At 62.0% G+C, this 26,055-nt stretch carries 22 protein-coding genes; 13 read left to right on the forward strand and 9 right to left on the reverse strand.

Annotated elements, in window-relative coordinates; all coding sequences use genetic code 11:
• The first annotated feature begins 87 nt into the window (after window positions 1-87).
• From FAZ95_RS10960 to FAZ95_RS10990, 7 genes are all read left to right on the forward strand, one after another.
• Window positions 88-1,233, forward strand: coding sequence for an ABC transporter ATP-binding protein (locus FAZ95_RS10960; RefSeq protein WP_137332470.1), 1,146 nt, complete (start codon window positions 88-90; stop codon window positions 1,231-1,233).
• A 20-nt stretch (window positions 1,234-1,253) separates the two neighbouring features.
• The gene (locus FAZ95_RS10965; RefSeq protein ID WP_137332471.1) at window positions 1,254-2,489 is read left to right on the forward strand and encodes an ABC transporter substrate-binding protein; all 1,236 of its coding nucleotides are present in this window, start codon (window positions 1,254-1,256) and stop codon (window positions 2,487-2,489) included.
• Between the two features lie 16 nt (window positions 2,490-2,505).
• Window positions 2,506-3,456, forward strand: a complete 951-nt coding sequence (locus FAZ95_RS10970) for a carbohydrate ABC transporter permease (RefSeq protein WP_137332472.1) — start codon at window positions 2,506-2,508, stop codon at window positions 3,454-3,456.
• 15 nt (window positions 3,457-3,471) lie between these two features.
• Window positions 3,472-4,323: a carbohydrate ABC transporter permease gene (locus tag FAZ95_RS10975; protein WP_137332473.1), complete on the forward strand. Its 852-nt coding sequence runs from the start codon at window positions 3,472-3,474 to the stop codon at window positions 4,321-4,323.
• Between the two features lie 87 nt (window positions 4,324-4,410).
• Window positions 4,411-6,414, forward strand: a complete 2,004-nt coding sequence (locus FAZ95_RS10980) for a beta-galactosidase (RefSeq protein WP_137332474.1) — start codon at window positions 4,411-4,413, stop codon at window positions 6,412-6,414.
• A 426-nt stretch (window positions 6,415-6,840) separates the two neighbouring features.
• Entirely contained in the window at window positions 6,841-7,722 is an 882-nt protein-coding gene (locus FAZ95_RS10985) for a tyrosine-type recombinase/integrase (RefSeq protein ID WP_137332475.1), read from the forward strand.
• Window positions 7,723-7,727: 5 nt separating this feature from the next.
• Window positions 7,728-8,930 (forward strand): IS91 family transposase, encoded by a 1,203-nt coding sequence (locus FAZ95_RS10990; protein WP_137332476.1) that lies wholly within the window; start codon window positions 7,728-7,730, stop codon window positions 8,928-8,930.
• A 609-nt stretch (window positions 8,931-9,539) separates the two neighbouring features.
• On the opposite strand, the gene FAZ95_RS10995 is transcribed toward FAZ95_RS10990, so the two are convergent.
• From FAZ95_RS10995 to FAZ95_RS11010, 5 genes are all read right to left on the reverse strand, one after another.
• Complete coding sequence (locus FAZ95_RS10995) at window positions 9,540-10,940, reverse strand: sensor domain-containing diguanylate cyclase (protein ID WP_254699671.1); 1,401 nt, start codon at window positions 10,938-10,940, stop codon at window positions 9,540-9,542.
• 229 nt (window positions 10,941-11,169) lie between these two features.
• Window positions 11,170-11,328: a hypothetical protein gene (locus FAZ95_RS39270; protein ID WP_175425569.1), complete on the reverse strand. Its 159-nt coding sequence runs from the start codon at window positions 11,326-11,328 to the stop codon at window positions 11,170-11,172.
• Window positions 11,329-11,526: 198 nt separating this feature from the next.
• Window positions 11,527-13,011, reverse strand: coding sequence for an ISNCY family transposase (locus FAZ95_RS11000; protein WP_137332478.1), 1,485 nt, complete (start codon window positions 13,009-13,011; stop codon window positions 11,527-11,529).
• Between the two features lie 325 nt (window positions 13,012-13,336).
• Complete coding sequence (locus FAZ95_RS11005; protein WP_137332479.1) at window positions 13,337-13,663, reverse strand: helix-turn-helix domain-containing protein; 327 nt, start codon at window positions 13,661-13,663, stop codon at window positions 13,337-13,339.
• Complete coding sequence (locus tag FAZ95_RS11010; protein WP_137332480.1) at window positions 13,647-13,901, reverse strand: type II toxin-antitoxin system RelE family toxin; 255 nt, start codon at window positions 13,899-13,901, stop codon at window positions 13,647-13,649. Before FAZ95_RS11010 ends, FAZ95_RS11005 begins: the two co-directional genes overlap by 17 nt.
• Window positions 13,902-14,305: 404 nt before the next feature.
• Here FAZ95_RS11010 and FAZ95_RS11015 point away from each other — a divergent pair, with 404 nt between their 5' ends.
• From FAZ95_RS11015 to FAZ95_RS11040, 6 genes are all read left to right on the forward strand, one after another.
• Complete coding sequence (locus tag FAZ95_RS11015) at window positions 14,306-14,671, forward strand: hypothetical protein (RefSeq protein WP_137332481.1); 366 nt, start codon at window positions 14,306-14,308, stop codon at window positions 14,669-14,671.
• A gap of 352 nt (window positions 14,672-15,023) precedes the next feature.
• A complete protein-coding gene (locus tag FAZ95_RS11020) occupies window positions 15,024-15,362 on the forward strand; it encodes a DUF4148 domain-containing protein (protein ID WP_137332482.1) in 339 nt (112 codons plus the stop codon).
• 294 nt (window positions 15,363-15,656) lie between these two features.
• Window positions 15,657-16,145 carry an adenosine-specific kinase gene (locus FAZ95_RS11025; RefSeq protein ID WP_137332483.1) on the forward strand — a complete coding sequence of 163 codons (489 nt, stop codon included), beginning with the start codon at window positions 15,657-15,659 and terminating at the stop codon, window positions 16,143-16,145.
• Window positions 16,146-16,272: 127 nt separating this feature from the next.
• Entirely contained in the window at window positions 16,273-17,076 is an 804-nt protein-coding gene (locus tag FAZ95_RS11030; protein ID WP_137332484.1) for a 2OG-Fe(II) oxygenase, read from the forward strand.
• A gap of 194 nt (window positions 17,077-17,270) precedes the next feature.
• A complete protein-coding gene (locus tag FAZ95_RS11035) occupies window positions 17,271-18,386 on the forward strand; it encodes a CHASE domain-containing protein (RefSeq protein WP_137332485.1) in 1,116 nt (371 codons plus the stop codon).
• 108 nt (window positions 18,387-18,494) lie between these two features.
• Complete coding sequence (locus FAZ95_RS11040; RefSeq protein WP_137332486.1) at window positions 18,495-19,148, forward strand: phosphoribosyltransferase; 654 nt, start codon at window positions 18,495-18,497, stop codon at window positions 19,146-19,148.
• Window positions 19,149-19,281: 133 nt separating this feature from the next.
• On the opposite strand, the gene FAZ95_RS11045 is transcribed toward FAZ95_RS11040, so the two are convergent.
• From FAZ95_RS11045 to FAZ95_RS11060, 4 genes are all read right to left on the reverse strand, one after another.
• Window positions 19,282-20,586, reverse strand: a complete 1,305-nt coding sequence (locus FAZ95_RS11045; protein ID WP_137332487.1) for an MFS family transporter — start codon at window positions 20,584-20,586, stop codon at window positions 19,282-19,284.
• Between the two features lie 260 nt (window positions 20,587-20,846).
• The gene (locus FAZ95_RS11050) at window positions 20,847-22,532 is read right to left on the reverse strand and encodes a SpoVR family protein (RefSeq protein WP_137332488.1); all 1,686 of its coding nucleotides are present in this window, start codon (window positions 22,530-22,532) and stop codon (window positions 20,847-20,849) included.
• Between the two features lie 71 nt (window positions 22,533-22,603).
• Entirely contained in the window at window positions 22,604-23,869 is a 1,266-nt protein-coding gene (locus FAZ95_RS11055) for a YeaH/YhbH family protein (RefSeq protein ID WP_137332489.1), read from the reverse strand.
• Window positions 23,870-24,001: 132 nt separating this feature from the next.
• On the reverse strand, window positions 24,002-25,924 hold the full coding sequence (locus FAZ95_RS11060) for a PrkA family serine protein kinase (RefSeq protein WP_137332490.1): 1,923 nt from the start codon (window positions 25,922-25,924) through the stop codon (window positions 24,002-24,004).
• Window positions 25,925-26,055 lie beyond the last annotated feature (131 nt).

The following is a 26,055-nucleotide window of genomic DNA, read 5'->3' on the forward strand; positions in this document are numbered from 1 at the left end:
CAAACACAATAGAACGTTTCTGGCGCGATGGCCCTTGGGGCCATTTTTCAGCGCCGAATGATTTAACGTTAAACCAAAGGCGGAGACATGGCTGCAATTACGTTGTCGGAAGTGTCCAAGGCGTACGGCGAGCATCCGCCGGTGCTGCGCGACATCAACCTGGAAATCGGCGCCAACGAGTTCTGCGTCTTCCTCGGTCCGTCGGGCTGCGGGAAGTCGACGCTGCTGCGGATCATCGCGGGACTCGAGGATGCGACGGACGGCGAGGTCAGGATCGCCGGCAAGCTCGTGAACGACGTGCCGCCGTCGCAGCGCGGCGTGGCGATGGTGTTCCAGAGCTACGCGCTGTTTCCGCACATGACGGTGGCCGAGAACATGGGCTTCGGCCTGAAGCTCGCCAAGACGCCGCGCGATGAAATCGAGCGCCGGGTCGGCAAGGCGGCGCAAACGCTGCAACTCGACGCGCTGCTCGAGCGCAAGCCGGCCGCGCTGTCGGGCGGGCAGCGGCAGCGGGTTGCCATTGGCCGTGCGATCGTGCGCGAGCCGGGCGTGTTCCTGTTCGACGAGCCGCTCTCGAATCTGGATGCCATGCTGCGCGGGCAGACGCGCGTCGAAATCGCCCGGCTGCACAACCAGTTCGCGCAGGCCAGCACGGTCTACGTCACCCACGACCAGATCGAGGCCATGACGCTGGGCGACAAAATTGTGCTGCTGCACGCGGGCAAGGACGCCGAGCGTTTCGGCAGCATCGCGCAGATCGGCGCGCCGCTCGACCTCTATCACCGCCCGAACAGCCGCTTTGTCGCGGGCTTCATTGGCACGCCGCGCATGAATTTTCTGGAGGCCAAGGTCGTATCGAGCGACGCGCTCGGCGTCGCGGTGCGGCTCAACGGCTCCGGCGAGATGTTGCGCGTGTCGGCGTCCGGCGCCGCGTTGACGGCTGCGCAGCCCGTCACGCTCGGCATTCGTCCCGAGCATCTGCAGGCTGGAGAACGGGCTGAGGCAAGTGGCGCCGAGGCGCCGCCGCAGGCCATCGTGCGCAAGGTCGCGCTCGTGGAGCGGCTTGGCGAGCAGAGCTATCTGCATCTCGACGATCCGGCCGGCGCGACATTGCTGGCGAAAGTGCAGGGCGACACGGCCAGCCACGCCGGCGACACGATTCGACTCACGGTGCCGGCGCCATGTTGTCACCTCTTCACAGCGGACGGCCGCCACGTGCCGCCGCTTCATTAAAAACAATCCGGAGACACTTCATGAAGACGATTCGCCGACTGCCGGCGCTTGCCGTCGCGTTAGCCCTTGCCACCGGCGCCCACGCGGGCACCTTGAACTTCAACGTCGCATTCAAGGGCGCCAATCAGCGCGCCCTGTGGGAGAGTGTCATCGCCGACTTCGAGAAGGCGAATCCCGACGTGAAGGTGAAAGCGAATTTCGTCGAGGAGGAAGCGTACAAGGTTCAGCTGCCGGCGTGGCTCACGACTGTCGCACCCGACGTCGTCAAGTGGCACGAGGGTGAGCGCATGGCGTACTACGCGAAGCGGGGCTTGTTCGAGGACCTGTCGACCGACTGGCAGAAGAACAGCTGGAATACGGAGTTCGCTTCGCTGAAGCAGGCGTCGTCTTACGCCGGAAAGCAGTACGCGGTCCCGACCGACTATTTCTCGTGGGGGCTCTTCTATCGCAAGGACCTGTTTCAGAAGGCCGGCATCGCGAGCGAGCCGAAAACTTGGGACGAATTTCTCGAAGCGTGCCGCAAGCTGAAAGCCGCGGGCATTGCGCCGATCGCTGTGGGCGGCCGCGATGCGTGGACGCTTGCCGCGTGGTTCGACTACCTTGACCTGCGGCTGAACGGCTACGCCTTCCACATGCAGCTGATGGCAGGTGAGGTGCCCTATACGGATGCCCGCGTCAAGAAGGTGTACCAGGCGTGGAAGACGCTCATCGACGAAAAGTACTTCATCGACAACCCGCTCTCGTACAGCCTCGATTCGGTGCAGCCGCTCTATATCCAGGGCAAGGCCGCGATGATGCTGATGGGGACCTTCCTCTCAGCCGGCTTGCCCCCGTCGATCAAACCGGAAACGGGCTACTTCCAGTTCCCGGTGGTCGATCCGAAGGTGTCGGTCGCCGAAGACGGGTCGGCGGAATGCCTCAACATCCCGGCTCGCGCCACGAACAAAGCGGACGCGCGGCGTTTTCTGGCGTTCGTCGCCCGGTCGGACGTCGACGGCCGGTATGCCGCCGCGTTCGGCTCGCTGCCGGCCAACAACCAGTCGCCGCTGCCCGACGATCCGATCGCGCGCAAGGGTTTCGACATCCTGTCGAAGACCAGCGCCGGCATCGCCCAGTTCTACGACCGCGACATGACCAAGGAGATGGCCGACGAAGGCATGAAGGGCATGCAGCGCTTCATGAGCGACCCGTCCCAGCTCGATTCGATCCTCGCTCACCTCGAGCAGGAGCGTCAGCGGATCTACTCGAAGTCGTAACCGGTCGAGGCCCATCATGCATCCGTTGCAGACCGCGCAGTCCACGCGTCCCGCGGCATCCGCAGGCGCGCAGCAAGAAAGGGGACGTGCCGCATCCCGCTCACACACCCGCGCGCCGCTCGCACGCCGGCGCATGCGGGCAGCGTGGTTCTTCCTGCTGCCCGCATGCCTGATGTTCGGCATCTACGTCATCTATCCGATCGTCAGCAGCATCGTCCTGAGCCTCTACAACTGGGACGGCATGAGCGAGAAGACCTTCGTCGGCCTGGCGAACTACGTGGAGCTGCTGCACAGCGAGACGTTCTACGTCGCGCTCAGGAACAACGTCATCTGGCTGGTGCTGTTCCTGCTCGCGCCGCCCATCGGGCTGGCCTTCGCGCTGTACCTGAATCAGAGCGTGCGCGGCATGCGGCTCGTGAAGTCGCTGTTCTTCTCGCCGTTCGTGCTGTCCGGCGTGGTCGTCGGTCTCGTGTTCAGCTGGTTCTACGATCCGTCGTTCGGCTTGCTGAAGGTGTTTGTCGGCCACGGCATCCCGGTGCTCGGCGACGAACGCTACGCGACCTTCGGCATCATCGCGGCGGCGCTCTGGCCGCAGATCCCGTTCTGCATGCTGCTCTATCTGACGAACCTGACCGGCATCAATCCGGAAATCATCGAGGCGGGGCGGATGGAAGGGGCGGGAGGCTGGCCGCTGCTGTGGCACGTGGTGTTGCCGCAACTCAAGCCGGCCACATTCCTCTCGGTGGTGCTCACCGTCATCGGGGCGCTGCGCAGCTTCGATCTGATCGCGGTGATGACGGGCGGCGGTCCGTTCGACAGCTCCACGGTGCTCGCGTACTTCATGTACGACCAGGCCATCAAGTACTTCCGCTTCGGCTATTCCGCCGCGATCGCGGTCGTGCTCTTTCTCATCATGCTGGTCTTCATCGTCTATCAGCTGCGGCGCCTGCTGCATGCGGATCGGTAAAGGAAAGGAACCGTCATGTATCCGATGCCCGTTGCAAAATGGAAGCCAGCAAGCCGAGGGCTCTACAAGGCTTCGCTGCCGATCGCGCTCGTGCTCTGGCTGCTGCCGCTCTTCGCCGTGATGGTGACGTCCGTGCGTTCGTCGAACGAGCTGATGGAAGGCAACTATTGGGGATGGCCACATCAGTTCGCGCTGTTCGAGAACTACCGGACCGTGCTCGTCGATTCGCCGATGCTGCATTACTTCGTGAACAGCTGCCTCATCACGATTCCGTCGGTGGTCGGTGCCATGGCGCTGGCGTCGATGGCGGGGTTTGCGCTCGCGACCTATCCGTTCAAGGCCAATGCCGCGCTGCTCGGCACCTTCGTAGCCGGCAATTTCGTGCCGATCCAGGTCCTGATGATTCCGGTCCGGCAATTGACGCTGAGTTTGGGTCTGTTCAACACCGTCGAGGGGCTGATCCTTTTTCACGTCGCGTTTCAGACCGGGTTCTGCACGCTCTTCCTGCGCAACTTCATCAAGGAGCTGCCGTTCGAGCTGATCGAGGCCGCGCGCATCGAAGGGGCGAACGAGTGGCAATTGTTCTACCGCATCATCCTGCCGCTCATTGCGCCGGCGCTCGCGGCTCTGGCCATTCTCGTCTTCACGTTCGTGTGGAACGACTACTTCTGGGCCTTGTGCCTGACGCAAGGCGATGATGCGGCGCCGATCACCGTCGGCGTCGCCGCGCTGAAAGGACAGTGGACGACGGCGTGGAACCTCGTGTCGGCGGGCTCGCTGCTGGCGGCGCTGCCCTCGGTCGCGATGTTCTTCGCGATGCAGAAGCATTTCATTGCCGGCCTGACTTTTGGGGCGACCAAGGGTTAGGGCGAGTTTCATTTCCGCGGTGGCACGAGCGCCTTAACCGTGCCGCTGCCCCAATCACTCAATTAGAACCGTTTCAGGACGATCCATATGAAGGTCGGAGTCGACTATTACCCCGAACATTGGGACCCCGCGATGTGGGAGCAGGACGCACAGCGCATGCAGGCAGCGGGGATTGGCATCGCGCGCCTTGCCGAGTTTGCGTGGTCCCGGCTGGAGCCCAGAGAGGGCGAATACGATTTCGGCTGGCTCGATACCGCCATTGCGACGCTGGCGCGTCACGGCATCGACATCGTGCTCGGCACGCCGACCGCGACGCCGCCGAACTGGCTCGTCGAGAAGCATCCCGATGTGCTGCCTGTCGACAGCAAGCGTCAGCCCGTGTATCCCGGCGTGCGCTGCCATCGCTGCTACAACAGCCCCTCGCTACGCCAGTACTCCGAGCGCATCATCGCTCGGCTGACGAAGCACTACGGCTCCCATCCGGCGGTGATCGGCTGGCAGACCGACAACGAGCTCGCCGCGAACGATTGTCATTGCGAACATTGCACGCGCGGCTTCCGTGCGTGGCTGCAGAAGAAGTACGGCAGCCTGGAAAACCTGAATCGCGAGTGGGGCACGGTGGTCTGGAGCGGCGAATACAGCTCGTGGACGCAGGTGACGACGCCGCTGGGCGGCTCTCCCCATCTGAACCCGTCCTTTCTGCTCGATTTCCAACGCTTCTCGTCGGATTCGGTGGCGGACTTTAACCGTTTCCAGGCGGTGTTGATACGCGCGAACAGTCCCGGAAAATTCGTGACGCACAACCTGTGGGGCTATCCCGTCACGACGGACTACTACGATTTGTTCGACAGCATGGATTTCGCATCGGTCGACTACTATCCGAGCACCGATCTCGCCAACGATGCGAAGTCGAAGGTCTACCACGGCGCGCTCACGCACGACCTGACGCGCGGCCTGAAGCGGAAAAACTACTGGGTCATGGAGCAGCTGAGCGGCACGCCGGGCTGTTGGCATCCAATGTCGCGCACACCGTTTCCGGGCATGATCCGCGCTCACGCGTGGCAGAGCGTGTCGCGCGGCGCGGACGTCGTGGTGCATTTTCGGTGGCGCACCGCGCGTATCGGGGCGGAGCAGTTCTGGCATGGCTTGCTCGATCATCACGGCGAGCCGGGCCGCCGCTTTGCGGAGTTCGAGCAATTCAGCAGGGAAACGCAAAAGCTCGCGCCTTTGTTGGAAGGCACGACGCTCAAGAACGACGTGGCCATGCTGTTCTCCCATGAGCAGCTCAATGCGCTTCGTATCCAGCCGCAGTCCGACGGATTCGACTACCTTGGCAACTTCAAGCAGATGCATGCCGCTTTTGTGCGGCTCGGGATCGGCACCGATGTCATCAACTGGACCGAAGCGATCGACGGCTACAAGCTCGTGGTTGCGCCGTCTCTCTACCTGCTTGATGACGCCGTAGCCGGCAAACTGCGCCGCTATGTCGAAAGTGGGGGCACCCTCGTGTTGACCGCGCGGACCGGCGTCAAGAACATGAACAATGTCTGCTGGCCTGGCCGTCTTCCGAATCTCGTCGGCGACGTGACCGGAGTGCAGGTCGACGAATACGATCCCGTGGGACGCGACACGCAGCACGTGGTGCTTTACGGCGACCAACAGTTCGACTGCGAACAGTGGTGCGACATTCTGGAGCCGCTGTCCGCCGAGACGATCGGGACCTACGCCAGCGAGTACTTCTCCGGCCGCGCGGCGGTGACGCGCAATCGCTTCGGCAAGGGCGTGTCGTACTACCTGGGCACCGTGCTGGACAATGACGCCTATCGCGCCTTCTTCCGGCGCGTGGCGGAGGAAACGTCCATCGACTTCGTGCCCGATCTGCCCGAGGGCGTCGAGCTGTCCGTGCGCAGTGGCAACGGCAAGCGGCTGCTTTTCGTGCTGAACCTGACGAAGGAGTCGAAGCGCACGTCACTGCACGTTCGCGGATTGGCAAGCGCGCTCACGGGAGGGCGCTGTGACGGCGTGATTGAGCTTGCCCCGGGCGGCGTCGAGATTTTCGTCGATGAGGAGGCTCACAGGTTCCAGTTCTGAGTCGCGCCCAATCGCGTGCGCCAGCGCTGAAGATTCGTGGTATCGCTCGTCTGCGCCATATTCAAGGCTTGGGTGACGAACTTGTGGATCGCGAGCTGACCGTTCCGCGTCTCGAGGACCTGGGGAGTCGCGGCGAGGAGGGCTGCGGTGCGCCGGATCCTCATGCTGCCGCGCGCACCCGACCCAATCCCGTCGCATTTTCAGTCGGGGTGGCTATTCTAACCAGGCGCGGCTTTCTGGCTCTCGTCTGGGGCTTAGCTCGTGGTCTGGGTGGCGGCGATAACCTCGCCTTGAACTAACCCGCTGACGCGGGAGGAGGTGGTCAGCCAGCGGCGTCGGCTTCGACATCGTTCATGGAATGGCTCCCCTCGAGTGGGACGATGGCAGTGCAGTTTGCTGCCTTGTCCCTTCTGAGTGGAGTCCGCCATGACACCCTTACGTCGACGCATGATCGTGGATATGCGCGTGCGCAACCTCGCCGCCAACACGCAGCGCGCCTACCTCCAGCAGGTGAGCGCCTTTGCCCAGCACTTCGGGTGTTCCCCTGAACTGCTGGGCCCAGAGGAGGTGCGCGACTGGCAAGTGCACCTGATTGAGGTCCTGCGGCGCTCACCCAGCACGCTGGTGGTGGCCACTGCGGCGCTGCGCTTTCTGTACAACGTCACGCTCAAACGCGACTGGTCAGTCGACGAGATCCCCATGTCGAGGACACCCCGCAAGCTGCCGGTGATCCTCAGTCAGGAGGAGGTCAACCAGTTCCTCGAAGCGATCCGCAGCGTCAAGCATCGTACCGTGCTGATGGCAGCCTACGCCGCGGGCCTGCGCATCTCGGAGGCCACCCGGCTGAAGGTCAGCGATATCGATAGCCAGCGCATGATGTTGCGCGTCGAACAGGGCAAGGGCCACGCCGACCGCTATGTGATGCTCTCGCCACGGCTGCTGGAGATCCTGCGCAATTACTGGTGCATTGGCCGGCCCCAGTACTGGCTGTTCCCGGGCCGCTTCGCGGATCAACCCGTGGGTGCCGACGTGATACGGCAAGCCTGCCAGGACGCGCGCCGCCGCGCCGGTATCAGCAAGCCCATCACGCCGCACTCCTTGCGCCATGCGTTCGCGACGCACCTGCTCGAATCCGGCACCGACGTGCGCACCATCCAGTTGCTGCTCGGTCATTGCAGCCTTGCCACCACCTCGCGCTATCTGAAGGTCGCAACCAGCACCGTCTGCGCGACGACCAGTCCGTTCGATCGCCTGCCTCACCGATCTGCCACTCCCATCTGCCCTGAGCCATCGCCCACCAACGACTGAGCGCGATGATGCGCGCCGCGCTGGAACTGGCGGACGTTCTGCGTCGACACGGCCCAACCTATCGGGAAGTGCATGCCGACTCGCTCAGCCGCGAACAGCGTCGCGTCATGAGCGCGATCGAGCAATGTCGTACCGCGGCGCTGGGTGGCCACGTCGAGCAGTGCGACACCTGTGGACATCAGCGCATCGCCTATAACTCCTGTGGTAACCGGCACTGTCCGAAGTGCCAGTCGCTCGCCCGCGCGCAATGGCTCGAGGACCGCCAAGCCGACCTGCTGCCCGTGCCGTACTTCCACGTGGTCTTCACCATCCCCGAGCAGATCGCGTCGATCGCCTTCCAGAACAAGCGGGTGGTCTACGACATCCTGTTCCAGGCCACGGCCGAAACGCTGCACACGATCGCGGCCGACCCACGCCATCTCGGTGCAACGATCGGTTTCATCGCGATCCTGCACACGTGGGGGCAGAATCTTGTGCATCATCCCCATCTGCACTGCGTCGTCCCGGGCGGTGGCCTCGCTGCCGACGGCAGCCGCTGGGTGGCCTGCAAACCTGGTTTCTTCCTGCCCGTGCGGGTGCTTTCGCGTCTGTTCCGGCGACTGTTCCTCGAGCGATTGCAGCATGCCTTCGACGTGGGCGAACTGCGGTTCTTCTCCTCGCTCGTGCACCTGGCGGAACGACGCGAGTTTGCTCGCTATCTTGCCGGTCCGCGGCACGCCGAATGGGTTGTCTACGCTAAGGAGCCGTTTGGCGGCCCGCAGCAGGTCCTCGACTATCTCGGCCGCTACACACACCGCGTCGCGATCTCCAACAACCGCCTCGTCGGCCAGACCGACGGGCGCGTCACGTTCCGCTGGAAGGACTATCGTCATCCGGGCAGGCCGCGCGTGATGCATCTGGACGCCCACGAATTCATCCGGCACTTCCTGCTGCATGTGTTGCCGCGCGGGCTACAACGCATCCGTCACTACGGCTTGCTCAGCAATCGCCTGCGTGAGTCTCGGCTGACCGTATGCCGTGATCTGCTCAACGTCGAGCCAACCAGCGAAGCCTGCGACGCGCCCGAACTTGACTATCGCGACCGCTACGCGGAACTCACAGGCCGCTCGCTCTACGTCTGTCCAGTGTGTTCGCGCGGGCGCATGCTGTGCATCGACCACTTGTTGCCCTATGCGGCGCCGCGCGCGCCACCGGCGAGTCCCCGATGAATCCCGATCCGCTCGCTCGCAACACCGACCCCTCCGCCTCCCGCCGGCGCCCTGGGATACGCTCGGCCAGATGTCGCGCACCCTCGCCTGAGACACTCCGCGTCGTCTCGTCATCCCTTGCGTTGTGCAGGTATTCCTTTCCCAAAGCGGGCCGCGAGCTGTTCGTCCCGGGCGCTGCGAATACGGTCGTCGTGAACACCACATGCGTGCTTCGATTCAACGCACATAGCCCAACCGTCTGTGGAGCGGTTTAGCTCAAAGAATTGTTAGCCAAGCACAGACGGCCCGCACGTCGTGCCAATGCGGGCCAGTTGCGCCGTCTGTGCTTCGCTAACAATCCTCTGCCTTATCGCGGGAATCCCCCCGTGTTTCGCGAAGGACGGGCAAGGGGCTGAGACGAGGCATGCATGCCGCTCCGGGTCTCACAGCGTTGCGCGTCTGCCGCAGCCGACGTCGAGCGCCCACGTGTAGCCCGACCGCGCGCGCAGATAGAATCCGGCACGGCAAGTTCACTGCATGGTGCTCGGCGAGCAGGTGAGGGGTGTACGCGCGGAGGATAGCCTATCTTTGCTGAGGACTCGGCTTGATCGCGTAGCGCGTAGCGGCGCACTAAGCGGTCAAGCCCGCTTCCTCGACCCGGCCACGCCCCGCTGCCTTTGCAAGATAGAGTGCGTGATCGGCAGCCTTGGTTAGATCCATCATCTCAGCGCCTATTTCGACAACCCGGGTGGCGACGCCGACACTGATCGTGACGTGGGGCATATGAGGTGAACCGGCATTGGGAATCGCCAGTGCGGCGACGGCGTCGCACATTCGCTTGCCGACGTGAGCGGCCGACGCCGCATCGGTTTCCGGCAACAGAACCACGAACTCTTCGCCACCGTAGCGCGCCACCAGATCGCTTGTGCCCCGCACTGTCCGTGCGAGGCATTCGGCAACGAGCAGAAGGCACCGGTCGCCTTCGACATGGCCGTAGTGATCGTTGAAATGTTTGAAGAAATCGATGTCGATCATCAGCAATGACAGCGTCGATCCGTCGTGGAGGGTGCGCTGCCAGTGCGTTGTCAGCGCGGCGTCGAAGGCGCGTCGATTGGCGACACCCGTCAGCGGATCTGTCGTGGCGAGCCGCTTCAACTCGTCAAGTGCTGCCGCAAGCCGCGAATGAAGAAAAGTATTTTCGACCAGCAGCAACAGAAGCACGAAGCTGGCTGCGCACATGCCGTAGATTCGACCGACATAGAACCCGAGGTCATAGCGCCCCCCGTTGAACACGACACTCAACGCGACATCGCAAATCCAGGCGCACTGCACCACCATAAGCCACAGGTCGATCGGCGAACGCCGTCGTTGCCGGTACAGCACCGCAAGGGCGAGGAGACAGATTCCCCAAGTCGATCCCGCCACCCATCGCATCGTCGGCGTGTAGTGGTTGTTTCGCATGATTTCAGGCAGCAGGTGCTCTCCTGCTGTTGCGAGGGCAGCCATCCCTGCTGCGAGGCAAAGCATGGCGCCGACGACGAACATCAGCTTGCCTGCTCCGACGATGTTTCCCTTTATTCTGGCCTGTCTCCTGTCGTTGAGCAGTGCATAGGCAATGACGAAGAACGGAAACCCGGCGTGCCAGAAGATATATATCCAGGCCGTGCTTTGCGGTCCCGCATTCAAGAGTCCTGTTGGCGAGAACAACCCCGGGAAGCTCAACATATGGAGCAGGGCGATCGCCGATGTGTACAAATAGCCGCTTGCCAATGCGCCGAGTGCCCGGGAGCGGGCGATCACGCATTGGCCGAACAGAAGGACCGAGGTGATCAGATCGTTAAGAATGAGCGCCGATTCATATACGGGGATAAACGCGGGCACCTGAGGCAGCGGTACCTTGGCGAACGGCGCGGCAATGAGAACGACGAGCAACGACAGCAGTGCAACGGCTGCGGGAAGCAGGCGCGAGCGCCTATTTACAGAATGCGGGTGCGGCGATCCAGCGTGCTCATCGACGAGTTCAGAAATCAAACTGTGTTCCGCCGTCATTGTTAAACAGGTTCGGTCGCGTCATGAGCGGATCAACCGCACGGTCATTGGCTTGCAGCGTCAGGTCTTCGCTTGAATCGTGCAAGACGCTGACTATGAGAGATTTAAATAGCCGGCGCAAGGGTCGAGCCGTAGGGTTTTGATGAAAATTCTGTGAGGAAATCCCGAACACTAATTTTAACGTGGACGTATTGCACGGTGAATGCCTTGGTCACGCGCCACGGCTCGCGCCAGGTGAAATCTGGCGTCGGCTAATGCCCAGCCGTTCCGCCGCGCGCCACGGCTTGAGCGTGCCGTCGGCCACGTTCTGAATGACTTTGAATCGGTCCAGCTCGCGCATCGTCATCGTTATCCGTTCTGTCGCAGCCATCAAAGCCTCCGGCGCCGGGAACACGGCGGTCGGATAGCTTACGCGGCACGAAAGCGGACATTTGAACTTAGCCAGAAGCGGACATTACAACTTAGCCGTTACACACAATGTCAACGCCAGATTCAAATGTCCGCCTTCCAGCTAAGTTCAAATGTCCGGCTTGTTGGGGTTCAGGGTTTGTTTCTCTTAGTTTTCAGCTCACGCAGTGTCGAAGGATGGAGTCTGAACGGGCAGGGCGCTCACGTCTGCTGCGATCGCTCTAGCAGACCGACGGCCAGGTTTGCGAGGTTGCGACTGCGCCTGTCTGCGTTGTGACAGCTCCACGACCACGTGCTCGACGTCAGCCTGCGTGAACTCGCGCTGCTTCTTCGTGCCAGCGCCGCGTTCCTTTGCTCGAACCGGCTGGCCCTGATTCGTGCGGGAAGGCGAACCGGAGATGCGCCGATCGTCGCGCTGGGCCTGAATGGCCTGCGCGACCTGCAGGACGTGACTCAGGCGCTTGTGCTCAACGACCGCGCCCTGATCGATCTCGGCCAACCGGTCATACTGCCGACAGGCCAATACTTGGCCATCAGCCCGGATCTCGATGCGTCCGTCCGGGTACTCCCACACGTCGATATACCGATGGATCAGCTTGCGGTTCGCGAGCGTGTCGTCCAGCAGATACATCACGCGGTCGTACTGCACCGTGAGTGACTTCGTGACACGGCGGGTCTCGCGCCACGTCATCAGCAGATCCAGATTCTCGTCAGTACGCAGTGGCCGGTGCGCATCGAACGCGCTCTTGGGCAGCTTCGCAAAGCGCGCGTTGTAGGCCGCCATGAAAGAGGGCGCGTAAGCATTAGCGTCTTCCACCGTGCTGATGCCGCGCAGCCGCAATTCCTTCACGAGCCGGTCCTGCAGCGTCAGATGCGCACGCTCGACACGCCCCTTGGCCGAGCTGCTGTTTGCGCAGAACGCGTCGATGTTCAGTTCGTACATCGCCCGGCCGAAGTGCGTCATGCTGCTGCCGGTTTCGTGGGCCTTCGTGCTACGAAATACGCTGGCCTTGTCGCTGTAGAACGCTCCCGGCTTGCCGTAACGCTCGAGGTACGCGCGCGTCGCCTCAAAGTAGCTGAAGGTCGATTCGCTCGCCGTGAAGTGCAGCGCCATCAGACGGCTCGTGGCATCGTCGACATACACCAGCAGCGTGCACGCCGGCGCCCGCTCTTCGAACCACGCATGCTCGCTGCCGTCGATCTGCACCAGCTCGCCCAAACACGCGCGGCGTGCCCGCGGCTGGTAGACCTTGGGCGGGCGCTGCGCGCGCGGCACCCAGAGGCCCGCGTCCGTCATCAGGTGCCGCACCGTTTCCTTGGACAGCGTCAGACCATGGCATTCGCGCAGCTTCTCGCAGGCCAGCGTCGGTCCGAAATCCGCGTAGCGCTCGCGAATGATTGCTAGTGCACGCAGCGCCAATCCTTCATCCAGCCTGCGGTTGCCCGGACGAGCGCGCCTGCGCGAAGCCAGGCTGGCTGGACCTGACTCACGATAGCGCTGCACCAGCCGTTCGACTTGCCGCACCGTCAAACCTAGCCGCTCAGCTGCCCGACCAGGCTTCAGGCCGGTTTCGACAATCGCCTGGACGACTTTGAGTCGGTCGAGTTCGCGCATGGTCAGTGTCACGAGTGCGGCTGGCTTCATGAGCGGCTCCTGCAATCGCGCAGAGAACCGCAAGCTTGCCAGCCATCGCAAAACACGACATTTGTATCTTGCTAGAACACGACATTCTCATATTGCTGTCACAGAAGAAATGTCGATAATTTATCTTATGTAAAATTAAGTAACTAACGTGGCCGGCAACTCTGACCGCGTCAGTCAGTGAATGCCATCGCGCCGCGTCTTGGTGCCTCGTCCGACTTTCTCCCCCTGACCGACGGTCTTTCGGTTCACCAAATCGCGGAAGCCCTGCGCTGCTGCAAACGCAGTGTGCGCAACTGGATGGCTGGTCGCTCGCCGATGCGTGCGTTTAGAAGTCGAGTTGACAGGGTTTAATACCTAGTGCGACCGCGATCTTTTCGCGCGACGATTTGCGCAAACGCTCGCTCGCTTCTTGTTGCGCATATGCGGATTGCGTAATGCCGAGTCGGTTAGCGAGTTCCGCCTGCGTGAGACCAAGATGCTCGCGCCAGGCGCGAACCGGCGTCGCACCATCGACGGTGCGGCACACGACCGCATGCGGGATCATGCCCCGTTCTGCACCGTGTTCTGCGACGTAATCGGCATAGGGGATCACGACGAAGGCCGGATTCCCATCCGGTCCGTTGATGATTTGAATGTTAGTAGGTGCGTTCATCGCGTTTCCTCACTTCCTCGATTTCAACGATTCGTATCGCCCCATCCCAATTAAACAGGCCCCAGTAGTTGCCGACCCGAAGCCTGTAGCCGTATTCATGATTCGTCAGCACCTTTACATTCTGGCACTCGGGCATCGAAGCCAGCGTATTTACGCCGTCGCGGATTGCGACTTGGTGCTGCCGGTCTAGTTTGCGCAATTGCTTCGCCGCTTTCGGGGTCCAGTTGATCGCATTCATTAGTTAATTATAAGAAAAATATAAGTTTTTGCAAGAGCCAACGTTGGCCGCACCTCGGCCAGCGGTCCTTACCGCCCACCTCGCCGGAAGCGGGACCGGTGGCGGACGCTCGTCGGATCGTCGCGCACTTCCAGCTATTAAAAACATGGGCGGATCCCCCCAGATTCAAACCCTGCTCCCGCCACAAAATCGCACCGGATCTGCGAGCCCCCGGCAACGACGTCGTTCCTCCCCAACTGACTCGCGGTAAAACTCGCGCCCGCATTCTCAGCGGCCCTCCGGGCGAACCCGAGTCTGTACGGCAGACCCTCCTGCTTGTCCTAATGACGTGTTATTGTCAAAGCGAAGGACCATGGGTTCGCCTAGCGGCGGCCCGAACGCAAGTCACATTCGCGAGCGTCGCTATGAGTGATGTACGCCAACACCTAAGTCCGAACGACCGTGTCGAACTGCTTTGCTGGCTGACGTGCGGCAGCCTCGGGGCCTATTACTTGAACGAGGAATGGCCGCAAGCGCCATTTCACGTGCAGGCGGCGCACAAGTGGCTGGACCGCCATATGCGCGACGCGGACTGGCTCAGCATCGCCAAGCTGTCCGCGCTCGCGATCGATATCGCCCGGATGCACGCCAGATTCGTCGATGCCGACTGGGCCCGCGAGGCGGTCGAAGAAATTCTCGATACCGATGACCTGAACTTCGAGGCCAAACTCGTCCAGCAGGTACTCGAGGATTGCCGGCGCGCGCTGACGGATAAGCGTCCCGCCGACTGAACCCGGCATTCCCACCGGCCGCGAGGCGCACGCGGCGCCCTGCGCGTCGATCGGCCATTTCACGGGCAAAGAAATCTTTGCCGACCCCATTTTCCTTCGCCCCTGACACCGGCAGCGATCCTCGTGCGCTTTCGCGCGACGCTCTTTTTTAATCGATCGCGGGAAGAAAACGCGAGGTGCCGCGGTTTACCCAGTCAAGTCCGGAGTTTTCGGACTCGACGTGACCAGGGCGATCGACCCACCCAGTTCGCGATAAAAACAAAAAACAGCAACCGGGAATAAAGCCGATTCAAGCTGTGTTCACCCTGATGTAGCAAGCGAAATTTGAAACCATTCAATTTAGGAGTTCGAAATGAACAAGCGTCTCGTCATCGCTCTTTCCATGGCCCTCGTTGCGTCGGCCGGCATCGCGACCAGCGCATCCGCTCAGGAAAAGACCCGCGCCGAAGTCCGTCAGGAATTGATTCAGGCCGAAAACAACGGTTCGCGTTTCGTTACCGACACGTCGTATCCCGACGTCAATCCGATGTTCGCGCAACAAGTCGCCCGCACCCAGCAAAAGGCAAGCGGCGCCGGCTCCGAGATGTCGGGCTCGAGCGCGGCCGGCAAGGCTGCAGCGCCGGCGGCCGGCAAGACCGAGTCGACCTGCGTCGGCCCGAACAGCTTTTGCACGCTCTACTTCGGCAGCTGAATCGGCCTGGAAGATCCAACGTGACTCGCGCGTATGGCAGCCGGCTTCCGTTATCGAATCATGGGCGCTCAATCGAACGTCAGGCGCCCACGATTCCTCAACACACTGGCTTCCTTTCCGCGCGCACATGAAATCCGGTTGAAGCCCACCCGCCCCGCTCAGGCTTTTCTTCGCAGCTCGCTTTCTCTCGCTTCCGCTTCGTACTACGCTTGATGTGTCCGAGGATTCGCAGTCTCCCGCACGAGCACGTAGCCCTACGTGTAACGATGCGGACATCAACGAGCGAGGTCCAACATGCATCAATTGCTCACCGTATCCATCTCGAAGCCCGAAACCACCAACTTCATTCTGGGGCAATCGCACTTCATCAAATCGGTGGAAGACATTCACGAGGCGATGGTCGGCACGGTTCCCGGCATCAAGTTCGGCCTGGCGTTTTGCGAAGCATCCGGCAAGCGCCTCGTGCGGCACTCGGGCACGGACGCCGAATTGACCGAACTCGCGTGCAAGAACGCATTGTCGATCGCCGCTGGCCACAGCTTCATCGTCGTGCTCGGCGACGGCTATTTCCCGGTCAACGTTCTGAATGCGATCAAGGCAGTGCCGGAGGTCTGCCGGATCTTCTGCGCGACGGCAAACCCGACCGAGGTCGTCATCGCCGAGACGGGCCAGGGACGCGCGATTCTTGGCGTCGTCGATGGGTTCCCGCCGCTTGGAATTGAAAACGACGAAGATGTGCAATGGCGCAAGGAACTGCTGCGCAAAATCGGCTACAAGGCGTGACACGCCCTTGAACCGATGCTATTGCGATATTCGCGCGCTTGGAATTTGACAGCAAGAGTCGGAGTGCGAGGCGGCGGCTGCGTCCGTAGACTGTGCGAATGATCAACGCAACGCACAGGTCCCTCACATGAACACACCACTCCCCTCTACCCGTTCGCGCTTGCGCACGAACGGGCGCCTCGACGCGCCTTCGGCTTTTACCCTCCTTTCCGCCGCGTCGCCAAACGCGATCGCACAGCGCGTGGATTCGTTCGATTGGTCCCGTATCGAAGATGAGCTGGGTCAGTACGGCTGCGCGACGCTGCCCGCGCTGCTGACAGCCGATGAATGCGATGCGCTGACTGCCCTCTACCCGCGCGACGACATCTATCGCGGCCGCGTGGTGATGGAGCGCCACGGTTTCGGCCGCGGCGAGTACAAATATTTCGCGTACCCGTTGCCGGAACCCATCGCGGCCCTGCGCTCGACGATCTACTCGCATCTCGCACCGGTCGCGAACCGCTGGAACGAGGCCATGCGCATGGCCACACGCTATCCGGCCACGCACGAAGCGTTCATCCGGCGCTGTCATGCCGCCGGGCAGCAGCGCCCCACTCCGCTGATCCTCGAATACGGCGCGGGCGATTACAACTGCCTCCATCAGGATCTGTACGGCGAGCATGTGTTCCCGCTGCAAGTCGCGATTCTGTTGTCGCAGCCGGGCCGAGACTTCACCGGTGGCGAATTCGTGCTGACCGAGCAGCGTCCGCGCATGCAGTCGCGCGTCGAGGTCGTGCCGCTCGCGCGTGCCGACGCGGTGATTTTCGCGGTCAATCATCGTCCGGTTCAGGGCTCGCGCGGCGTCTACCGCGTCGCGCTGCGGCATGGCGTGAGCCGTCTGCGTTCGGGGCGGCGGCATACGCTAGGTGTGATTTTTCACGACGCGCTTTGACGGCCCGCGCCCTCCCCGCGAGAGTCGCTCGCGCGTCCGCCAGAGGCTCGCTGGCGGGCAATCCGCAAAACGCGCACAATTTCCCCTTGGACAAACCCGCGGCCCTCGCACGGGAACAGAATAAATCCGTCTTTGCCGTCAAGCCGCTCGCGGAGCGGCCGCGGCTCCAAGGACCTCACTAGCCACCACACCGCATGACCGCTTACGGAAAAACCTCGGGTCACGATGTGCCGAACCCGCCGCCCGCGCGATTCGCCACGCTCGTCCGGCTTCCCGCATTCGCCGCCGTTGCCACCTTTATCGTCGCGCTCGCCGCGGTGATCGGCACGTGGCGGATCGTGCACGACCAGCTCCAGCGCGCCGCGCTCGCGCGCTTCGAGTGGCGCGCGGCGCAAACCACCGTGGACTTGCGCAACAAGCTCGGCGCCTGCGAGGAAATCCTGCGCGGGGCGAGCGGCCTCATCGCGGTGACTGCCGTTACCTCGGCTACGCCGCCGGTTGCGGCTCAGCTTTCGGCTTCGCCCGCGGCTCCCGTTTCCCCGGACGCTTGGCGCCGCTATGTCTCGCACCTCGATCTCGACGAAAAGCAGCCCGCCGTGCGTGCGCTGGGCTATGCGACGGCAACATCGGACGGCGTGGTCCGTGTCGCGGCCGACATCAAATCAGACAGCGCACCCGAAGCCAAAGCCGCCGCCGACAGCAGCGTATCTGCGAGCGCGCTCGTGCCGGTCACGCTCATGTATCCGCAGCGCTCGGAAGCTGCGCCGCTCGCCTACGATCTCGGCCGCGATCCATCGCGGCGCAGCGCGTTGCTGCGTGCGGCCGATACCGGACAACCCGCGCTCATCGCGCACCCGGTCGCGTTCGATACCCGTACCGATTCCCGTCGTCCGCGCTTCGAGCTCTATCTGCCGGTGTACCGAAGCGCGAGCCTGTCCGCGACGAAGGAGGCGCGGCGCGCCGACGTCGCGGGCTTCGTCGTCGCGCATCTCGACGCCGAGTGGCTGCTCGGCAGCCTGGAGGTCCACGAACGGAACATCGACCTGCAGGTGTACTCGGGGGCGCCGGCGAACCTCCTGTACGCGACCTCCGATGCTCTCGACAACGCGCCCGCCCAAACACTCTTCAGCCGAACCGAGACGCTACGCTTCGGCGGCGAGCCGCTTACGCTCATCTATACGACGGACGACCGCTACCTGGGCTTCGGCGACACCGTCAGCACTGCGCTCGTGCTGGTACTCGGCGTGCTTGCGTCGGTTTTCATGGCCGCGCTGGTGTATCTGATCGCGCGAGAACGTCCAACGGCATAGCACACGTCGCAGGTCCGAACCCGGCGCAGGGTTTGCCGCGCACGGCGCCGAACGCTTTCGCGCACGGCGGCTACCATAGAGACACGAGCGTTGCGCGGTGGGGGCATCATGTACAGCTTGTTCAGGGATCGATCCGAAGCGGGCCGTATTCTTGCGGCTCATTTACGAAACGAAGGGGCGCAATCCGATGCCGTCGTCCTCGCACTGCCGCGCGGCGGTGTGCCGGTCGGCTTCGAGGTCGCGACGGCGCTCGGCGGCGAACTCGATGTGCTCCCCGTGCGCAAGCTCGGCGTGCCCGGCGAGCGCGAACTCGCGATGGGCGCGATCGCGGCGGGCGGCGCCATGTACGTCGATCACGGCACGATGGTTATCGCACGCGTCACGCAGGCGCAGTTCGAGGCGGTGCGTGCGGAGGAGCAAATCGAACTGGCGCGGCGCGCGGCGCTCTATCGCGGCGAGAGCGCGCCGGCCCAAGTCGAAGGACGCGTCGCGATCATCGTCGACGACGGCATGGCGACCGGTTCCTCGATGCAAGCCGCCGTGCGCGCCTTGCGCCAACAGCATCCGGCGCGCGTGATCATCGGCTTGCCCGTCGCGCCGCTCGGCGCGGAAGCCGATTTCAGCGGCATCGTCGATGCGTTCGTCTGCGTGGCCAGTCCGTCGAACTTCTTTAGCGTCGGCCAATACTACGAAGACTTCAGCGAGACCACCGACGACGAAGTCCGCGAACTTCTCGCCCGCGCGCGGGCGCGCAAGTCATAGCGGGCAGGTCCGCCTCACCCCTGCTTGCCTGGCGCCGCTAACGCGCCGCGCTCGAAGGTCCTGCGACCCGCACGCCGATGCGCCGTCAGCCAAGCGGTCGCGACGCGATCATCACTATCTCGCAAGCGGCCGATCAAGGTTCGTGCCGCAGGTACCCTTCGCGGCTCGGATCGCGCATGCGCCACGACACGAAGCAAGAGACCGCGCATAGCGCAGTGACGTACCAATAGAACGCCGTTTCGTGACCGATCGACTTCATCCACAGCGCAACGTATTCGGCCGAGCCGCCGAAGATCGCATTCGCCACCGCATATGACAACCCGACACCGAGCGCGCGCACTTCCGGCGGGAACATCTCGGCCTTGATCAAGCCGCTGATCGACGTGTACAGGCTGATGATCGCGAGCCCGAGCACGACGAGGCCGAATGCGGCGTATGGGTTCGACACGTCCTTCAGCGCATGCAGCAGCGGCACCGTGAAGGCCGTGGCAAGCATGCCGAACCCGATCATCGACTTGCGCCGCCCGATCTTGTCCGACAGCGCGCCGAACACCGGCTGCAGCAGCATGTAGACGAAGAGCGCGCAGGTCATCACGTTGCTCGCGGTTTTCGCATGCATGCCCGCGGTGTTCACCAAATACTTCTGCATGTAAGTCGTGAACGTGTAGAAGATCAGCGAGCCGCCGGCGGTGAAACCGACCACCGTCAAGAAAGCGCCTTTGTGCTTGAACAGGCCGCGTATCGTGCCGGCCTCCTTGCGACTGCGCGTTTCGGCGCTGGTGGTTTCATCGAGCGACTTGCGCAGGTAAAGCGAAACGAGCGCGGCCAGTGCGCCTACAACGAACGGGATGCGCCAACCCCAAGCCTTGAGGTCTTCGGTCGAAAGCAACTGCTGCAAGATGACGAGCACGAGCAGCGCACAGAGCTGCCCGCCGATCAGCGTCACGTATTGGAACGACGCGAAGAAGCCGCGGCGCCCTTTCAAAGCGACCTCGCTCATATAGGTCGCGCTCGTGCCGTACTCGCCGCCGACCGAGAGCCCCTGGAACAGCCGCGCGATCAGGAGCAGCGCGGGCGCGAGCGCGCCGATCTGCGTGTAGGTGGGCAGCGCGGCGATCACGAGCGAGCCGCCGCACATCATCAGCACAGAGATCATCATCGCGGTGCGCCGACCGTGCTTGTCGGCGATGCGGCCGAAGAACCAGCCGCCGATCGGGCGCATCAGAAAGCCCGCCGCGAACACGCCTGCGGTATTCAGCAGCTGAGTCGTCGGGTTGCCGCTCGGGAAAAAGGCCGGCGCGAAATACAGCGCGCAAAACGAATACACGTAGAAGTCGAACCATTCGACTAGATTGCCCGAGGAAGCGCCGACGATCGCACGGATGCGTCGGCGGGTGTCGTTCGGGCTCAGGACATTTTGTTCGGTGACATCGGTCATGCGGCGGGCTCCTTGGTGGTCTCAGACGGGGTTGGCGCGAGACGTGCGTTGTTGGCGCTGCCTCATCGTTACATTTGTATTTCAATAAGGCTGCAAATTCTAAACAAACGAAAGAAATAGTGTTAGCTAATCGTCATGAATCGACGGGCGGCGGCAGGTGCCCGGGCCCGCGCGCGAACCGTACAGACGAAAAAAAGCCAGCCCGAAGGCTGGCTAGATTGAACATTGGATAGCTTGACTGAGACGGCTTTAGTGCAACATCAGGCCCGAATCGTAGGCGGCGTATAGCGGCAGTCGTACCGTTTCCTCACGGTGCCGTTTTCGTCGACGCTCTCCAGATACACGTCGAACTGCCACAGCCGAGCCATGTGCTTGAGGACTTCGTCGCTGTCGTTCGCCAAATGGCGATTGTCGCTCATGAAATGCCGCAGCGTGAGGCTGCGGTCGCCGCGCGTATTCACCGACCACACCTGGATGTTCGGCTCGCGGTGATGCATATCGTATTGGCGGGACAGCGCCTGCCGCACGTACTGATAACCGCTCTCGTCATGAATCGCGGAGACTTCGAGCGCATCGCGCATGTCGTCGTCGAGCACCGAGAAAAGACGCATATCGCGGATCAAGTGCGGCGACAAGTATTGCGCGATGAAGCTCTCGTCCTTGAAATTGCGCATCGCGTAGTGCAGCGCTTCGAGCCAAGGCGTGCCGGCCATCTCCGGAAACCACTTACGGTCTTCTTCGGTCGGCGATTCGCAGATCCGGCGAATGTCGCTCATCATCGAAAAGCCGAGCGCGTAGGGGTTGATCCCGCTGTAGTACGGCTTGGTCACGGGCGGCTGATAGATGACGTTGCTGTGCGAATGGAGGAACTCCATCATGAAGCCGTCTTCCAGCAAGCCTTGCTGATAGAGCGTGTTGAGCAACGTGTAGTGCCAGAACGTCGCCCAGCCTTCGTTCATCACCTGCGTCTGCCGCTGCGGATAGAAGTACTGTCCGATCTTGCGGACGATGCGGATCACCTCACGTTCCCACGGCTCGAGCAGCGGCGCGTTTTTCTCAGCGAAATACAACAGGTTTTCCTGCGGCTCGGGCGGGTAACGCCCTTCCTCTTCTTCCGCTTCCATCTGCTTCTTGATGGGCAGCGTGCGCCACAGTTCGTTGACCTGCGACTGGAGATACGCCTCGCGCTCGCGGCGCAGCGCCGATTCCTTCGCAAGCGAGAGCTTCTGCGGCCGCTTGTAACGGTCGACGCCGTAATTCATCAGCGCGTGACACGAGTCCAGCAGTTCTTCGACGCGATCGAGCCCATAGCGCTCCTCGCACTCGGCGATGTAGTTCTTGCCGTAGACGAGGTAGTCGATGATCGCGTGCGCATCGGTCCAAAGACGGAACAGATAGTTGCCCTTGAAGAACGAGTTGTGCCCGTAGGCCGCGTGCGCAATCACGAGCGCCTGCATCGTCATCGTGTTCTCTTCCATCAGATACGCGATGCAGGGGTTCGAATTGATCACGATTTCGTACGCCAGCCCCATCTGGCCGCGCCGATAGCTCTTCTCGGTGGCGAGGAAATGCTTGCCGAACGACCAGTGCCGGTAATTGACCGGCATGCCGACGGACGCGTACGCATCCATCATTTGTTCGGCGCTGATGACTTCGAGCTGGATCGGATAGACATCGAGCTCATATTGCTCCGCAACATGCGCGATGTGCGTGTCGTATTCCTCGATAAGCTCGAAGGTCCAGTCGGACGGGCACGGCAGAGGCCGTCGGTCGGCAACGTTCATACGGACTTCCCTTTGCCCCAGTTCGGGCGCTTCGGTTTGCCCTCGCGTGTCGGTGCGGGTGCCGGGCTCGCGCTGCGCGTGCGGCTGATGCGCATGCGTTCCTTTTCGGCGGCGCTCCGGCTGATAGCCGCGCGCCTCGTTATGCAGGTGCTTAGTGGTCATGCCGCCTCCCGCCGGGCCGTCCCAAGGGAGGCGGCGGCCCCGGGGCAGCGAACCAGAGTGAGCGTGGGAGCTCATGCTTCCACCTGCTTTTCGAACAACTCTCTGAACACAGGGTAAATGTCAGCTGCCGTCTCGACCTTCTTCATCGCGAGGTGCGGCTGCGTCACTGCAAGCTGCGCATATTCAAGCCACAGGTTCTGCTCCTCCGGCGCCACTTGAATATAGGCAAAATACCGTGTCTTCGTCAGGATGTCATCCTGTAGGATCTTACGGCATTTCGGCGAGTCGTCGGTCCAGTTGTCGCCGTCCGACGCCTGGGCTCCGTAAATATTCCATTCAGTCGGCGAGTAGCGCTCCTCCTGCACCTTGCGCATCAGCTCGAGCGCGCTCGACACCACCGTGCCGCCGCTTTCGGTCGAATGGAAGAACGTGTCTTCGTCGACCTCCTCCGCGCGCGTGTGGTGACGGATGAACACCACTTCGATCTTTTCGTAGTTACGTTTCAGGAATAAGTACAGCAGGATGAAGAAGCGCTTGGCGAGATCCTTGCGTTGCTCGTCCATCGAACCCGACACGTCCATCAGGCAGAACATCACCGCCTGGCTCGACGGCTGCGGCTGCTTCACGCGATTCACGTAACGCAAATCGAACGGATCGATGAACGGAATGCGCCATATGCGTCCGCGCAAATGATGGATCGCTTCCTCGAGCAGCTTGATCTCTTCGCGGTGGTCGCCGGGGTCGTTCGTCAAGTCCTCGAGCTGCTGTTCGAGTTCGCGCAGATTGTTGACGAGCGGCGCACCGAGCGCGATGCGCCGGCCCAGCGCGCTGCGCAGCGACCGCACCACGTCGATATTGTTCGGCGTGCCTTCTGCCGCCCAGCCCGCCCGGATGCTCTTCCACGTCGGCACGGCAAGCAAATGGGTCTTGACGAGACGCGGCAACTCGAGATCGTCGAAGAAGTACTGCATGAACTCGTCGCGCGAGAGCTCGAACACGAAGTCGTCCTGCCCTTCGCCTTCGTTGCTCGCCTGACTGCCGCCGCCTCCGCTGCCGCCCTGCGGGCGAGGGATCTTGTCGCCACGGATATAGTCCGAGTTGCCCGGATGCACCATTTCGCGCTTGCCGCCGGGGCCGTGCCTGAACGACGGCTCCGCGATGTCCTTGCGCGGAATCGTGATGCTCTGGGTGTTCTGGATGTCTTTAATGCTGCGGTCGCGCACCGCCTCGGAAACGGCACGGCGGATATAGCTTTTCACGCGGCGCAAGAAACGCTCGCGATTTGCAATGCTCTTGTTCTTGCCTGCCAGCCTGCGGTCGATGATTTGGTGAAGCACAGCCGGTCTCCCGCTTGGAGTTCTCGAGCACGAGGCGCGGGTGACGGCGCGGGACTAGGTTTTAGGCCCGCGCGGCTCACGCCTCGCAAGGGGCTCGCGCGGACGCCCCGCGCGAGCCGTGCGCGCGTCGGCTCATGACGACTTCCGAACGCGCAGATACCAGTCGCACAAGAGCCGGACCTGCTTCGGCGTATAGCCCTTGGTGACCATCCGATTGACGAAGTCTTCGTGCTTGCGCTGTTCCTCCGCCGATCCTTTCGCATTGAACGAAATGACAGGCAACAGTTCCTCCGTGTTCGAGAACATCTTCTTTTCGATCACGACACGCAGTTTCTCGTAGCTGATCCAGGCCGGATTCTTGCCGCCATTGGCCGCCCGCGCGCGCAACACGAAATTGACGATCTCGTTGCGGAAGTCCTTCGGGTTGCTGATGCCGGCAGGTTTCTCGATCTTTTCGAGCTCTGCGTTCAACGCGGCGCGATCGAAGCTCTCGCCCGTGTCGTGATCGCGGAACTCTTGATCCTGAATCCAGAAGTCCGCATACGTCACGTAGCGATCGAAGATGTTCTGCCCATACTCGGAATACGACTCCAGATACGCGGTCTGAATCTCCTTGCCGATGAACTCCGCATAGCGCGAGGCGAGCACGTCCTTCACGTAAGACAGGTACTTCTGCTCGGTTTCCGGCGGGAACTGCTCGCGCTCGATCTGCTGTTCGAGCACGTACATCAGGTGCACCGGGTTGGCGGCGACTTCGGTCGAATCGAAGTTGAACACACGCGACAGGATCTTGAACGCGAAGCGCGTCGACACACCGGTCATGCCTTCGTCGACGCCCGCGAAATCGCGGTACTCCTGATACGACTTCGCCTTCGGATCGGTGTCCTTGAGATTTTCGCCGTCGTACACCTGCATCTTCGAGAAGAGGCTCGAGTTCTCCGGTTCCTGCAAGCGCGTGAGCACCGACAATTGCGACATCATCTTCAGCGTGCCCGGTGCGCAGACCGCCTGGCTCAGGGAAGAGTTGCGGATCAGCTTCTCGTAGATCTTGATCTCTTCCGACACGCGCAGGCAATACGGCACCTTCACGATGAAGATACGGTCGAGCAGCGCCTCATTGTTGCGATTGTTCTTGAACGCCTTCCACTCGGACTCGTTCGAGTGCGCGAGGATGATGCCGTCGAACGGGATCGCCCCGAAGCCTTCCGTGCCCTTGAAGTTGCCTTCCTGGGTCGCCGTCAAGAGCGGGTGCAGCACTTTGATCGGCGCCTTGAACATTTCGACGAACTCGAGCAAACCCTGATTCGCGAGGCACAGGCCGCCGGAGTAGCTGTATGCATCGGCGTCGTCCTGGGCGTACTGCTCGAGCTTGCGGATATCGACCTTGCCGACGAGCGAGGAGATGTCTTGATTATTCTCGTCACCCGGTTCGGTCTTCGCGATGCCGATCTGCCGAAGGATCTGCGGATAGCGGCGCACGACGCGGAACTTGCGGATGTCGCCGTTGTATTCGTGAAGACGCTTGACGGCCCACGGGCTCAGAATGCTCTTCAAGTAGCGGCGCGGTATACCGTATTGCTCTTCCAGGATCGGGCCGTCTTCGTCGTAGTCGAAGAGCCCGAGTGGCGACTCGTTCACGGGCGAGCCCTTGATCGAGTAGAACGGCACGCGCTCCATCAACTGCTTGAGACGCTCCGCGATTGATGATTTCCCGCCCCCGACAGGTCCCAGCAGATAGAGAATCTGCTTCTTTTCTTCAAGCCCTTGAGCCGCATGCCGGAAGTAGGCGACGACCTGCTCGATCACCTCTTCCATACCGTAGAACTCACGGAACGCGGGATAGACCTTGATCACTTTGTTCGCGAAGATCCTCGATAGGCGAGAGTCGTTGCGAGTGTCGATCTGTTCGGGTTCGCCGATTGCCGTCAGCATGCGTTCGCCAGCTGTAGCGTACGCGGCGGGATTGTCTTTGCAGAGCGCGAGATACTCTTCGAGTGAGAACTCCTCTTCCCGTGTTTTCTCGAAGCGGTTCGCGAAGCTGCTGTAGATATCCATGCTACCTCCTCGCCGAAGTCTGCGATCGATGCCGCGCGCGGTGCGCAAAATCGGAAACGACATCGCTCGAATTCATCCTAAACCCTTTTAAATTTTTTTTCACGAACAACATTGTGAAAAGCGCATGGCGT

The organism is Trinickia violacea (assembly GCF_005280735.1).
GTDB lineage: Bacteria > Pseudomonadota > Gammaproteobacteria > Burkholderiales > Burkholderiaceae > Trinickia_A > Trinickia_A violacea.